Raw genomic sequence first — 12,293 nt, 5'->3', positions numbered from 1 at the left:
GCGGCCGCGTCCTGCCGCCGATGCCCACCGCCGAACAGGGCGTCGACGCGCTCGGCGCGCCCATCGTCGTCGCCCCGCCGATGCCCAGGTCCGCGCCCACCCGCATCCGCATCCGCGCCGCGGGAGTGGACGCCCCCGTCACCGGCCTTGCCCTCGACGCCGACGGCAGCCTGGAGCCGCCGCCCGAGGACGACGACAACCTGGCCGGCTGGTACGCCGCGGGCACCGCGCCGGGCGAGAGCGGCACCGCCGTCCTGGCCGGTCACGTCGACACCGGCAGCGGCCCCGCGGTCTTCTACCGGCTCGGCACGCTCCACCGCGGCGACCAGGTGGAGGTCGTCCGCGCCGACCGCAGCACCGCCTGGTTCGCCGTCGACGGCGTCGAGGTCTACCCCAAGAAGGACTTCCCCGACCGCAAGGTCTACGCCGCCGCCCCCAACGCCCAGCTGCGGCTGATCACCTGCGGCGGCGGCTTCACCCACCGGGACGGCTACGACGGCAACGTCGTCGTCTACGCCCACCTCGTCCGCGCCGCCTGACCCGACCGCGGCCGACAGGAGCCCGATGGACCGCAGCCCCGCCTCGTGGAGCCCGCTCGACCGGACCCGCCACCTGCAGACCGCCCAGGGCCGCCGACCGCGCTGCAGCGGATGCTCGACTGGACGGGCAAGGTGCTGGAGCCGGTGTACGGCTTCCGGTCGCTGCTGGCCTTCAAGGCGAAGTTCCGGCCCGAGTACCGGCCCATGTACATGGTCTACCCGGACCCGGCGGCGCTGCCCGCCATCACCAGGGCGATCGGCAAGGCGTGCCTGCCGCACATGACGCCCGGGCAGGGGGTGCGACTGATGCGCAGGCTCTCGGGCTGAACCCGTCGGCTCAGCCGAGCAGTTCGGCGAGCGCCCGGTCGGCGTCCAGCAGCAGGGTCTCCCGCTCCTCGGGGACGGCCAGGTAGCTCTCGAACAGGAAGCGCCGCAGGTCGGCCGCCTCGAACCGGACCAGCGCGACGCCCTCGGCGGAACGCAGCTCCACCATGGTCCGCCCGCCCGCCGTGGGGCGGACGTGCACGTCGCCGACGCCGTTCGGCGCGTCCAGGCCGGCGGCGAGCAGCCACCGGGCGAAGACCCACTCGACCTCCGCCGGGGCCTCGGGGAGCGCCTCGCCGTCCAGCGAGAACTCGGCGGGGAAGAACATCCGGACGGCCAGCGGGTCGTCCGACCGGTAGTGCAGGGTGACCCGCAGCGCGGCGGTGCGGTGCGTGGTGACGAAGAGGCGGGCCTGGACGACCTGCTCGACGAGGACGGGCGCAGCAGACATGTCGGTTCCTCCCGATGTCGTCCTGCCCCGAAGTTCGCGGGCGGAACGTGTGACGTGTGTGGGTTCTGTGACGGCCGGGGCCCGACCGTTCCACCCGTGGGGGAGTGCCGCCCGGGCTCGCCCTTACCGGCCCCGCGCTGTGATCCCCCTCACGCCCGGGCGGTCCGTGCGACGGTCGAGCCTGGGTGGGCCACGCGGCGCGGGCCGGTAGGCTGGGCTGGTTGTCCGACCGCCGCCCGACTGCCGGCCGGGGCCGAGAAAAACGCCCCTGACCTGCGACGATCCCCTCCGGAGCCCGTGAGTACCGCCGCCGCTTCCCCGATGTCGCCGCTGTTCTCCGACGTTGCCTCGCCGCACGCGCCCGTCCGCCCGACCGGCACGTCGAACGCCTCGCACCACCTGTCCCCGGCCTTCCCGGGCCGCGCCCCCTGGGGCACGGCCGGCAAGCTGCGGGCGTGGCAGCAGGGCGCGCTGGACAAGTACATCGAGAAGCAGCCCCGGGACTTCCTGGCGGTCGCCACCCCGGGCGCGGGCAAGACGACCTTCGCCCTCACCCTGGCCTCGTACCTGCTGCACAACCACCTGGTGCAGCAGGTGACGGTCGTCGCCCCGACCGAGCACCTGAAGAAGCAGTGGGCGGAGGCCGCGGCCCGGATAGGCATCCGGCTGGACCCGGCCTACTCCTCGGGCCCGCTCTCCAAGGACTACCACGGCATCGTCGTCACCTACGCGGGCGTCGGGGTCAACCCGATGCTGCACCGGAACCGGACCGAGGCCCGCAAGACCCTCGTCATCATGGACGAGATCCACCACGCCGGTGACTCGAAGTCCTGGGGCGAGGCCTGCTTCGAGGCCTTCGAACCGGCCACCCGGCGGCTGGCGCTGACCGGTACGCCCTTCCGCTCGGACACCAACCCGATCCCGTTCGTGGCGTACGAGCCGGACTCCGAGGGCCTGCGGAAGTCCGTCGCGGACTACACCTACGGCTACGGGCACGCGCTCGCCGACCACGTCGTCCGCCCGGTGATCTTCCTCTCGTACAGCGGCAACATGCGCTGGCGCACCAAGGCCGGCGACGAGCTGGAGGCCCGGCTCGGCGAGCCGATGACCAAGGACCTGATCGCCCAGGCCTGGCGCACCGCGCTCTCCCCGCAGGGCGAGTGGATCCCGAGCGTGCTGCAGGCCGCCGACCGGCGGCTGAGCGAGGTCCGCAAGGCGATCCCGGACGCCGGCGGCCTGGTGATCGCCACCGACCAGAACGTGGCCCGCGCCTACGCCAAGATGCTGCGCGAGATCAGCGGCGAGAAGGTCACCCTCGTCCTCTCCGACGAGGCCGAGGCCTCCAAGCGGATCTCCGACTACTCGGCCGGCACCTCGCGCTGGATGGTCGCGGTGCGCATGGTGTCCGAGGGCGTCGACGTGCCCCGGCTGTGCGTCGGCGTGTACGCCACCTCGATCTCCACCCCGCTGTTCTTCGCCCAGGCGGTCGGTCGCTTCGTGCGTGCCCGCAAGCGCGGCGAGACGGCCTCGGTCTTCCTGCCGACCATTCCGATGCTGCTGGGCTTCGCCAACGAGATGGAGCTGCAGCGCGACCACGTCCTCGACCGGCCGAAGAAGGAGGGCGACGGCCTCTTCGACGAGGAGGACCGGCTGCTCGCCGAGGCGGAGAAGGCCAACGACGGGCCGGACACCGGCGGCGAGGAGTTCTCCTACGAGGCGCTGGGCAGCGACGCGGTCTTCGACCGGGTGCTGTACAACGCCATGGAGTTCGGCATGCAGGCGCACCCGGGCAGCGAGGAGGAGGAGGACTACCTCGGCATTCCGGGCCTGCTGGAGCCGGACCAGGTGCAGATGCTGCTGCAGAAGCGCCAGCACCGGCAGATCCAGCGCTCCAAGGCCAAGCCGGCCGAGGAGGCGGACCTGATCGAGCTGCCCGCCGAGCAGCGGCCGGTGGTGACCCACCAGGAGCTGCGCGAGCTGCGCAAGGAGCTCAACGCGCTGGTCGCCGCCTGGCACCACCGCACCAACCAGCCGCACGGCACCATCCACAACGAGCTGCGCCGCCAGTGCGGCGGGCCGCTGACCGCGCAGGCGACGGCCAATCAGCTGAAGGCGCGGATCGCCCGCATCCGGGAGTGGGCCACGTCCTGACATCCGTTCGGGGCCGGAGTGCCCCGGACGGAGTCTCTCCTCTTGGCAAAGAAACTGTGGAGACACGCGGTCATATGATCCGTTAATCTTCCGCGTGCCCGGTGTCGGGGCGCCCCCGTGCGGTGGAGCTCCGGTGCCTGTCCCACATGCCGAGACATCGCCGTCCCGTACGGCGGGCCGGCCATTGCATCGAACGAGGAGCCCCAGTGGCGTACACCGCCAACAACCCCGAGCTGTCCGACAAGTCCAAGGTCGTCGCAGGCCTCCTGCAGATCTTCCTCGGCGGCTTCGGCATCGGCCGTTTCTACACCGGCCACACCGGCATGGGTGTCGCCCAGCTGCTCACCTGCGGCGGTCTCGGCTTCTGGGCCCTGATCGACGGCATCATCTTCCTGGTCAGCGACACCCGCACCGACGCCCAGGGCCGCAAGCTGCGTTCCTGACCGTGCGTCCGGACCGGCCGAACCGGCACCCCCGCCCCGGGAGCAGCACCCGGGGCGGGGGTGCCGGCCGTCTCCCGGCCGCCCTGCGCCACCCGGCGGCCGCACCGCTGGCCCTGCTCGCCGCGGGCCTCGCCGGCGCCGGGTACCTGTACGGCCGCGACCCGCACCTGCCCGGGCAACTGCTCCCGTTCTGCCCCTGGCGCCGCCTGACCGGCCTTCAGTGCCCCGGCTGCGGCGGCACGAGGATGGCGTACGACCTGCTGCACGGCGACCTGCTCGCGGCCTGGCACGACAACGCCGCCCTGCTGCTCGCCCTCCCCTTCGTGGCCACCTGGTACCTGGTGCGCCTGCGGCACGGACTGGCCGGCCGGCACTGGAGGCTCCGCCTCGCGCCCCGGACCGTCGCCGCCCTGCTGGCCGCCGCCGCGCTCTGGACGGTCGGCCGCAACCTGCTCTGAGCCCGCCGGACCTTCGATTCCCCGGTGGCGGCCCGCGCCGGCCCCGTCCGGCGGCGCACGCTGTCCGGAGTCCGGTCAGATATCGAACAAACGAGCTACGAGGGCCGGAATTATGGGCACCTTGTCCGCTTTTGCGTCACGACTTTCCGTCGATGTTGACCGAATTTTGGACAACTACTTCCGCAGGCTGCCGAGAGTTCACTACCTTTCCCCCACGCTCGCTCGAACGACCACCCAGATCCGAGACGGGCACCCGCGGAGTTGTGCCCTCGTCGATGGCGCCGAGTTCCCCTCTCCAGCGCGGACACCCACCTGCGCGTGACACCTCCGTCCCGGCCCGAGCCCCAGCGCCGGACCGGTGACCGCCGCGGAAAGGACTTGCGCGTCGTGACTGCAGAAACCTCCCAAACCCTGGACCGCGGTGTCCGGGTCCTCAAGCTCCTCGCCGACTCCGAGCGCGGGCTCACCGTGACCGAGCTCGCCGCCCGGCTCGCCGTCAACCGCACCGTGGTCTACCGCCTGCTGGCCACCCTCGAACAGCACGGACTCGTCCGCCGCGACATCGGCGGCCGGGCCCGGGTCGGCCTCGGCGTGCTGCGCCTCGCCCACCGCGTCCACCCGCTGCTCCGCGAGGCCGCGCTGCCCGCCCTGCGCAGCCTCGCCGAGGACCTCGGCGCCACCGCCCACCTCACCCTGGTCGACGGGAACGAGGCGCTCGCCGTGGCCGTCGTCGAACCCAGCTGGACCGACTTCCACGTCGCCTACCGCACCGGCCTGCGCCACCCGCTCGACGAGAGCGCGGCCGGCCGCGCCATCCTCGAGGCCCGCGGCTTCCCCAACCAGCGCCGCCCCGAACAGGGCTTCGTGATCACCCGCGCGGAGGAGCAGTCCGGCGCCAGCGGTGCCGCGGCCGCCCTGGTCGGCCTGAGCGGCATCGAGGGCAGCGTCGGCGTCGTGATGCTCAACGGCCTGGTGCCCGAGCGGGTCGGCCCCCGCGTCGTCGAGGCCGCCACCGAGGTCGCCGACGCGCTGCGCTGATCCCGTCCGCGGGGTCGGGGCGGGGCCGCGGGTGTGGTTCGATGCGGGATGTGTCTCCTGCGAAGCTGCCCCCGGTCCTGACCGCCCCCAAGACCCGCGCCCTGGCGCTGTGCACCGGCGTGGTGCTCGCGCTCTTCGCGGTCACGGCGTTCGTGCCGCTGCCGTTCACGCTCACCCAGCCGGGCGTCACCGCGGACACCCTCGGCAGCTACAAGGGCGTCCCGGTCATCACCGTCACCGGCAAGCCGGTGCGGACCACCAGCGGGCAGCTCCTCGCCACCACCATCTCCGCGACCAACGCCGGGGAGAAGATCAGCTTCCGCACCGCCCTGCAGGCCTGGGCGCGCGAGGACGAGGCGGTGCTGCCCAGCGAGGCCGTCTACCCCGAGCGCGACCCGGACAAGGCCGAGCAGGAGACCGCCCAGCAGATGACCGAGTCCCAGGACAGCGCCACCGCCGCCGCGCTCTCCTACCTCAACCTGTCGCCCTCCCAGGTGGGCGTGGAGATCGACCTCGGTGACATCGGCGGCCCCAGCGCCGGCCAGATGCTCAGCCTCGGCATCATCGACAAGATCGCCGGCAACGGCCACGGCGGCGACCTCACCGGCGGCCGGATCGTGGCCGGCACCGGCACCATCGACGACCAGGGCATCATCGGCGCGGTCGGCGGCGTCTCGCTCAAGACCCGGGCCGCCGCCCGGGACGGCGCCACCGTCTTCCTGGTCCCCGCCTCCGAGTGCTCGGACGCGAAGGTCGACACCCCCGCGGGGCTGCAACTCGTCCCGGTCACCACCCTCGCCTCCGCCGTCGCCGCCCTCAACGCCATCGACAGCGGCGGCTCCGTGCCCAGCTGCTGACACCGCATCGGTCCGGCCGGGCCCGGCCTACTCCCGGGCGGCCTGCTCGACCAGTGGCAGGATGCGGTACGGCACCGGGTTCTCCAGGGCGATCGCCGTCGACGCCCGGACGATCCCGTCGAAGCCGACCACCCGGTCGATCACCCGCTGCAGGTCCGCATTGGACCGGGCGACGATCCGCACCAGCATGTCGCCCTGCCCGGTGATGGTGTGCAGCTCCAGCACCTCCGGCACGGCCGCCAGGTGCGCCCGCACGTCGCTGCCCTGCCCCTGCGAGATCTCCAGCGTCGCGAACGCCGTCACCGGGTAGCCGAGCGCGGCCGGGTCGACCTGCGGGCCGAAGCCGCCGATCACCCCGCGCGCCTGCAGCCGGTCCAGCCGGGCCTGCACCGTGCCGCGCGCCACCTGCAGCCGGCGCGAGCACTCCAGCACGCCGATCCGAGGCTCCTCGCTCAGCAGCCGGATGAGCTTCCCGTCGAGGGCGTCGATGGCGTCGTTGGGGGAGTGCACGGCCGCTCCGTCCGATAGGCGGGCCCGACGGGTGGTCGACCCGGTGGGCAATCTGTCCAGTGGGTGCGGCCATTGTCCGGTCGCCCGGGACACCTTGCCCAGGAGGAAACGGAACAGTTGCGCGACGGTGTGAGCCGCGCCACCCTCCTGCACACCCCGCGGGCGGCCCGGCACCCACCCGCACCGCCCCCGGGGACGACCCGGGAGGCCCGCCATGTCCGAGCACGCCCCGCACCGCACCGAGCACATCGCGAACACCCGGTACCGCGAGCCCCGCACGCCCCACGCCCGCCCGGACCCGCTCGCCGCCCTGCTCCCCGCAGACGGCCGGGCCGCCCGCGGCAGCGGCCCGCTCGCCACCACCGACGCCCTGGTCCTCGCCGTCCGCGACGCCCGCCGCACCGCCCACGGGTACCGCACCGCGCTCGGCATGCACTGCACCGCCTACGCCGGCCCGGAGACCGGCAACCCGCACCTGCACTCCTACGTCCTGGAGTCCGGCGGCACCCGCTACGTCCTCAGCTCGGCCGCACGGCCCGGCGGCAGCCTCGCCCGGCACCTCGCCGACCACGGCGAGGGCGTCCTCGAGGTGGGCCTGCGGGTGGCCGACGCCTACTACGCCTACGACTACGCCGTCGACCGCGGCGCACTGCCCGTCACCGAGCCCTACGAACTGAGCGACCGCCACGGCACCGTCGTCATCGCCGTCATCGGCACCGCAGGGCCGGTACGGCACACCCTGGTCGACCGCAGCCGCTACACCGGCCCCTACCTCCCCGGCTACGTCGGCCCGGGCACGGTCGGGTGGTGATCACCCTTGGGACCGGAGCTCAGCGGACGACGGTCTGGACGTCCGGAGGGTGGCCGTTCCAGGTGACGAAGACCGAGTTGGCGCTGTTGTCCTTGGAGAAGTCGATCCGCATCCAGTGGTCGCCGTTCCACACCTGCATCTGCCAGCCCGGGTCAGGGGTCGCCGAGACCAGTTCCGCCCGGTCCGGGTGGATGTCCAGCGCCACCCGGCCGCCCGGCACCAGGTAGCTCCGCACCGACGACGGCGAAGCCGACTTCTTCGGCGAAGCCGTCCGGACCGGGCTCGGCAGGGTCGGGCTCGCCGACGGCGAACCCGCCGACGGGGAGTCGGCCGAAGGCGTCGGCTCGGGCGCCGTCACGGTCGTCTCCACCACCGGCGACGGCGGATTCGACATCCCGGCGACGGCCGCCGACGGCAGCGGCACCGCCTGCGGCCGCTCGAAGCCCGCCTCGGAAAGCACCGTGTGCACGCCCCACCAGGACAGCGCCACCGCCGCTCCGGTGGCCACCGCCCAGGCGCCGATCTGTACCAGTCCGCTCCGCATCGTCCGCACATCCTGCCGCATCCCGGGCGCCCGCAGCGCCCCGGGCCCGGCAATCCCGTGAAAGGTTGCGGCAAAGCTGTGAAACCTCTCCGCCACACCCCGGCCAAACAACGCATAACGCCCGAGGTACAGACCAATGGGCGGTCCATGCCGTACCGTGCAGGGCCATGGCAACAGTGCTCGTGGTCGAGGACGACCCGTTCGTACGCTCCGCGTTGATCCGACACCTCGCCGAGACCGGACACGCGGTGCGCAGCGTCGGCACCGCGCTGGAAGCACTCCGCGAGGTCGCCCAGGTCGGCTGCGACCTGGTGATCCTCGACCTCGGCCTGCCCGACCTCGACGGCAGCGAGGCCCTCAAGATGATCCGCGGACTCACCAACGTGCCCGTCATCATCTCCACCGCCCGCGACGACGAGGCGGAGATCGTCCGCCTGCTCAACGCCGGCGCCGACGACTACCTCGTCAAGCCGTTCTCCCCCGAGCACCTGACGGCCCGGATGGCGGCCGTGCTGCGCCGCCTCGGCGGCGGCAGCGCCCCCGCCCCGCAGGTGCTGCGCGTCGGCGGCCTCGCCATCGACGTGCAGCGCCGCGAGGCCGCACTCGACGGCCGACCGCTCGACCTGACCCGCCGTGAGTTCGACCTGCTCGCCTTCCTCGCCGCCCGGCCCGGCGTGGTCGTGCCGCGCAAGGAGATACTCGCCGAGGTCTGGCGCCAGACGTACGGCGGCGACCAGACCATCGACGTCCACCTGTCCTGGCTGCGCCGCAAGCTCGGCGAGACCGCGTCCCGCCCCCGCTACCTGCACACCGTCCGCGGTGTCGGGGTCCGGCTGGAGGCGCCGACCGGGGCGGTCGCCGATCCGGTGGGCCGCCGGACATGAGGCCTTCCGGCACCGGGCCGACCGGCTCGGAGGCCCCGGCGGTACCGACCGCCGCGGACGCACCCTCCGGCCGCCGGCCCCGCTTCACCCGCTCGCTGCGCTGGGCCCTCGTCAAGGCCGCGGTCGCGGGCACCACGATGGTCGCGCTGGCGTTCCTGATCCCGCTCGGGCTGATGGTGCAGCAGACCGCCAGCGACCGCGCCTTCACCGCCGCCGAGCGGCAGGCCGCCGCGCTCGGCCCGGCCCTCGCCATCACCACCGACCAGGACCCGATCGCCCGCGCCGTCGCCTCCACCGACGCCGGCGCGCACGACCGCGTCGCCGTCCACCTGCCCTCCGGCGGAGTGGTCGGCGAGGGCCGGGCCGCCGACGCCGACGTCGCCACCGCGGGAGGCGACGGCAGCACCCACAGCGTCCGCTCCTTCACCGTCCGGGTGGCCGGCGGATTCGCCCTGCTCCAGCCGGTCGCCGTCGAGAACGGCCGGATCGCCGTCGTCGAGGTGTACGTCGCCGAGGCCGACCTCAGCCGCGGCGTCGGCACCGCCTGGCTGGTGCTCTCCCTGGTCGCCCTCGCCCTGGTGACGATCGCCGTCCTGGTCGCCGACCGGCTCGGGGCCCGGATCGTCCGCCCCGCCCGCCGACTGGCCGGCGCGGCCCGCTCGCTCGGCTCCGGCAACCTCGCCGTCCGGGTGGCCGTCGACGGGGAACGCGCGAAGGGCGCCCCCGAGGAACTCCGCGAGGCCGGCCACGCCTTCAACGCCATGGCCGACCGGGTCGTCCACCTGCTCGCCGCCGAACGCGAACTCGCCGCAGACCTCTCCCACCGGCTGCGCACCCCGCTCACCGTGCTGCGGCTCAATGCGGCCTCCCTCGGTGAGGGCGACGCCGCCGACGCCACCAGGCACGCCGTCGCCCAGCTGGAGCGCGAGGTGGACCAGATCATCCGCTCGGCCCGGCGCGGCCGGGAGGAGACGCCCGCCGTCCAGCTCGGCTGCGACGCCGCCGAGGTGATCCGCGAGCGGGTCGGCTTCTGGTCGGCGCTCGCCGAGGACGAGGGCCGGCCCTGGCAGCTCGCCGGAGCCGATGCGCCCGTCCAGGTGCCGGTGCAGCGCGGCGACCTCGCGGCCGCCATCGACGCCCTGCTCGGCAACGTCTTCCGGCACACCGCCATGGGCACCGCCTTCTCGGTCGACGTGCTGGCCACCGACAGCTCCGTCATCGTCCTGGTCGGCGACGCCGGCCCCGGCTTCACCGACCCGGAGGCCGCCATCGAACGCGGTGCCGGCCACGGCGGCGAGGGCTCCACCGGCCTCGGCCTGGACATCGTCCGCAAGCTCACCGAGGCCACCGGCGGCGACCTCGCGCTCGGCCGCTCCGCCGGGCTCGGCGGCGCCGAGATCCGGCTGCGGCTGCAGACCCGCCCGGCGGGGGACACCCAGCGGGCCGGGCGCCGCCGCCGCGTCCGGCAGGCCCGGCGGCGCGCCGCAGGCGTCCAGTAGGTCCGCCGAGGACGGGCCCGAGGGCGGCCCGCGGCAGGTGCCTTAAGAGCTCCCTAAGAGAGGCTCACCCCTTCCTGAGCAGCGGATTCACCGCCGTTACGGACCGGTAGCGTCTGCGGCGCCCGGGTCGTCAGGGACCCGGCCCGACCCCTCTCAGCGGAGGTACGCCGACCATGCCGAGCCAGCCCACCCGTCGCCAGGGACGCCGCCGTCGCAGCCGCAAGGGCGCGATCATCGGGTCCTCGGCGGTCGCCACCGTGATCCTCGCGGGCGGCGTGGTCGCCCTCGCCACGTCCGCGAGCGCCTCCTCGCTCGGTGCCGCCTACAGCCGCACCAGCACCTGGGACAGCGGCTACACCGGCCAGTACGTGGTCACCAACCCGGCCTCCGCCGCGATCGACGACTGGACGCTCAGCTTCGACCTCCCGGCCGGCGCCAGGATCTCCTCGCTGTGGAACGCCACCTTCAGCGCCTCCGGCCAGCACGTCACCGTGAAGCCCGAGTCCTGGAACAAGCGGATCGAACCCGGCAAGACCGTCAACGTCGGCTTCGTCGTCCAGGGCTCCGGCGGCGCCCAGGCCGAACCCGCGCACTGCCTGATCAACAACGTCTCCTGCACCAGCGGCACCGGCCCCACGCCGATCCCGTCCGGCCGGCCCACCACCGCCACCCCGAAGCCGTCCACCAGCCCCACCGGCTCCACCAAGCCGACCGCCACCCCGACCCCCACCGCGACGAAGACCACCGCCTCGCCCACGCCGACCTCCACCGGCACCCCGGGCGGCGGCCGCTTCGCCCCCTACGTCGACACCTCGCTCTACCCGGCCTTCGACCTGGTCGGCACCGCCAAGGCCACCGGCGTCAAGCACTACACCCTGGCCTTCATCGTCTCCGGCGGCGGCTGCACCCCCAAGTGGGGCGGCGTCAGCGACCTCAACAGCGACGCCGTCGCCGCCCAGATCGGCGCGCTGCGCGCGGCCGGCGGCGACGTCCGGGTCTCCTTCGGCGGCGCCAACGGCAGCGAACTCGCCACCGCCTGCTCCTCCGCCGGCGACCTCGCCGCCGCCTACCAGAAGGCCGTCGACGCGTACGGCCTCACCAAGGTCGACTTCGACGTCGAGGGCGGCGCCCTCGCCAACACCGCCGCCAACACCCGCCGCGCCCAGGCCGTCGCCCAGCTCCAGCGCACCGCCGCCGGCAAGGGCAAGGCCCTGGACGTCTCCTTCACCCTGCCCGCGCTGCCCAGCGGCCTCACCCAGGACGGCATCGGCCTGGTGAAGAACGCCAAGGACAACGGCGTGCAGATCGGCGCGGTCAACATCATGGCGATGGACTACGGCGACGGCGCCGCCCCCAACCCGCAGGGCCGCATGGGCAAGTACGCCATCGACGCCGCCACCGCCACCCAGGCCCAGGTCAAGGGCGTCCTCGGCCTCTCCGACGCCGCCGCCTGGGGCAAGGTCGCCGTCACCCCGATGATCGGCGTCAACGACGTCGCCAGCGAGGTCTTCACCGTGGCCGACGCCACCCAGGTCGCCGAGTTCGCCAAGACCAAGCACCTCGCCTGGCTGGCCATGTGGTCCGGCACCCGCGACAAGGCCTGCCCCGGCGGCGCCAAGCAGTACGCCGACGCCACCTGCAGCAGCATCGACCAGCAGCCGCTCGCCTTCACCCGCGCCTTCGGGGCGTACACCGGCTGACGGCCTCCGCGCACCCCGGGCGGGACCCGACCGCCCGCCCGGGGCGCCGGAACACGGCGGCACCCTCCGGAACACGGGGCCGGA

General features: G+C 73.8%; 14 protein-coding genes. 11 read left to right on the top strand and 3 right to left on the bottom strand.

Going from position 1 to position 12,293, the window contains the following annotated elements; translation table 11 throughout:
* The first annotated feature begins 20 nt into the window (after positions 1 to 20).
* Positions 21 to 539: a class F sortase gene (locus AB0M03_RS02855; protein WP_363487773.1), complete on the top strand. Its 519-nt coding sequence runs from the start codon at positions 21 to 23 to the stop codon at positions 537 to 539.
* A 45-nt stretch (positions 540 to 584) separates the two neighbouring features.
* On the top strand, positions 585 to 866 hold the full coding sequence (locus tag AB0M03_RS02850) for a phosphatidylglycerol lysyltransferase domain-containing protein (protein WP_363487658.1): 282 nt from the start codon (positions 585 to 587) through the stop codon (positions 864 to 866).
* A gap of 10 nt (positions 867 to 876) precedes the next feature.
* On the opposite strand, the gene AB0M03_RS02845 is transcribed toward AB0M03_RS02850, so the two are convergent.
* On the bottom strand, positions 877 to 1,314 hold the full coding sequence (locus tag AB0M03_RS02845; protein WP_363487656.1) for an SsgA family sporulation/cell division regulator: 438 nt from the start codon (positions 1,312 to 1,314) through the stop codon (positions 877 to 879).
* A 321-nt stretch (positions 1,315 to 1,635) separates the two neighbouring features.
* On the opposite strand from AB0M03_RS02845, the gene AB0M03_RS02840 reads away from it, so the two are divergent.
* From AB0M03_RS02840 to AB0M03_RS02820, 5 genes are all read left to right on the top strand, one after another.
* Entirely contained in the window at positions 1,636 to 3,465 is a 1,830-nt protein-coding gene (locus AB0M03_RS02840; protein ID WP_363487771.1) for a DEAD/DEAH box helicase, read from the top strand.
* A gap of 206 nt (positions 3,466 to 3,671) precedes the next feature.
* Positions 3,672 to 3,908 (top strand): TM2 domain-containing protein, encoded by a 237-nt coding sequence (locus AB0M03_RS02835; RefSeq protein WP_363487654.1) that lies wholly within the window; start codon positions 3,672 to 3,674, stop codon positions 3,906 to 3,908.
* An 83-nt stretch (positions 3,909 to 3,991) separates the two neighbouring features.
* Positions 3,992 to 4,366 (top strand): DUF2752 domain-containing protein, encoded by a 375-nt coding sequence (locus AB0M03_RS02830; protein WP_363487769.1) that lies wholly within the window; start codon positions 3,992 to 3,994, stop codon positions 4,364 to 4,366.
* Between the two features lie 387 nt (positions 4,367 to 4,753).
* Complete coding sequence (locus AB0M03_RS02825) at positions 4,754 to 5,404, top strand: helix-turn-helix domain-containing protein (RefSeq protein WP_030271919.1); 651 nt, start codon at positions 4,754 to 4,756, stop codon at positions 5,402 to 5,404.
* 50 nt (positions 5,405 to 5,454) lie between these two features.
* On the top strand, positions 5,455 to 6,261 hold the full coding sequence (locus tag AB0M03_RS02820) for a hypothetical protein (protein ID WP_363487651.1): 807 nt from the start codon (positions 5,455 to 5,457) through the stop codon (positions 6,259 to 6,261).
* Positions 6,262 to 6,288: 27 nt separating this feature from the next.
* Here the strand turns inward: AB0M03_RS02820 and AB0M03_RS02815 are convergent, their stop codons facing one another.
* Complete coding sequence (locus AB0M03_RS02815; RefSeq protein WP_263105176.1) at positions 6,289 to 6,771, bottom strand: Lrp/AsnC family transcriptional regulator; 483 nt, start codon at positions 6,769 to 6,771, stop codon at positions 6,289 to 6,291.
* A gap of 214 nt (positions 6,772 to 6,985) precedes the next feature.
* Here AB0M03_RS02815 and AB0M03_RS02810 point away from each other — a divergent pair, with 214 nt between their 5' ends.
* Positions 6,986 to 7,582: a VOC family protein gene (locus AB0M03_RS02810; protein WP_363487649.1), complete on the top strand. Its 597-nt coding sequence runs from the start codon at positions 6,986 to 6,988 to the stop codon at positions 7,580 to 7,582.
* A 19-nt stretch (positions 7,583 to 7,601) separates the two neighbouring features.
* Here AB0M03_RS02810 and AB0M03_RS02805 read toward each other — a convergent pair whose 3' ends face one another.
* Entirely contained in the window at positions 7,602 to 8,126 is a 525-nt protein-coding gene (locus AB0M03_RS02805) for a hypothetical protein (protein WP_363487647.1), read from the bottom strand.
* 167 nt (positions 8,127 to 8,293) lie between these two features.
* Here AB0M03_RS02805 and AB0M03_RS02800 point away from each other — a divergent pair, with 167 nt between their 5' ends.
* From AB0M03_RS02800 to AB0M03_RS02790, 3 genes are all read left to right on the top strand, one after another.
* A complete protein-coding gene (locus AB0M03_RS02800) occupies positions 8,294 to 9,010 on the top strand; it encodes a response regulator transcription factor (protein WP_363487645.1) in 717 nt (238 codons plus the stop codon).
* A 95-nt stretch (positions 9,011 to 9,105) separates the two neighbouring features.
* On the top strand, positions 9,106 to 10,509 hold the full coding sequence (locus AB0M03_RS02795) for a HAMP domain-containing sensor histidine kinase (protein WP_363487767.1): 1,404 nt from the start codon (positions 9,106 to 9,108) through the stop codon (positions 10,507 to 10,509).
* A 173-nt stretch (positions 10,510 to 10,682) separates the two neighbouring features.
* Positions 10,683 to 12,209 (top strand): cellulose binding domain-containing protein, encoded by a 1,527-nt coding sequence (locus AB0M03_RS02790; RefSeq protein WP_363487643.1) that lies wholly within the window; start codon positions 10,683 to 10,685, stop codon positions 12,207 to 12,209.
* Positions 12,210 to 12,293: the final 84 nt, after the last annotated feature.

Source organism: Kitasatospora sp. NPDC051914 (assembly GCF_040680995.1).
Taxonomy (GTDB): domain Bacteria; phylum Actinomycetota; class Actinomycetes; order Streptomycetales; family Streptomycetaceae; genus Kitasatospora.
Note: the sequence above shows the minus strand (reverse complement) of the source record. Positions and strands in the feature narration are given on the sequence as shown.

What these genes read in the sequence shown, in the direction of transcription:
- AB0M03_RS02810 (WP_363487649.1), top strand. Translation starts at nt 6,986, where the DNA reads ATGTCCGAGCACGCCCCGCACCGCACCGAGCACATCGCGAACACCCGG.
- AB0M03_RS02790 (WP_363487643.1), top strand. Translation starts at nt 10,683, where the DNA reads ATGCCGAGCCAGCCCACCCGTCGCCAGGGACGCCGCCGTCGCAGCCGC.
- AB0M03_RS02845 (WP_363487656.1), bottom strand. Translation starts at nt 1,314, where the DNA reads ATGTCTGCTGCGCCCGTCCTCGTCGAGCAGGTCGTCCAGGCCCGCCTC.
- AB0M03_RS02855 (WP_363487773.1), top strand. Translation starts at nt 21, where the DNA reads ATGCCCACCGCCGAACAGGGCGTCGACGCGCTCGGCGCGCCCATCGTC.
- AB0M03_RS02840 (WP_363487771.1), top strand. Translation starts at nt 1,636, where the DNA reads ATGTCGCCGCTGTTCTCCGACGTTGCCTCGCCGCACGCGCCCGTCCGC.
- AB0M03_RS02800 (WP_363487645.1), top strand. Translation starts at nt 8,294, where the DNA reads ATGGCAACAGTGCTCGTGGTCGAGGACGACCCGTTCGTACGCTCCGCG.
- AB0M03_RS02805 (WP_363487647.1), bottom strand. Translation starts at nt 8,126, where the DNA reads ATGCGGAGCGGACTGGTACAGATCGGCGCCTGGGCGGTGGCCACCGGA.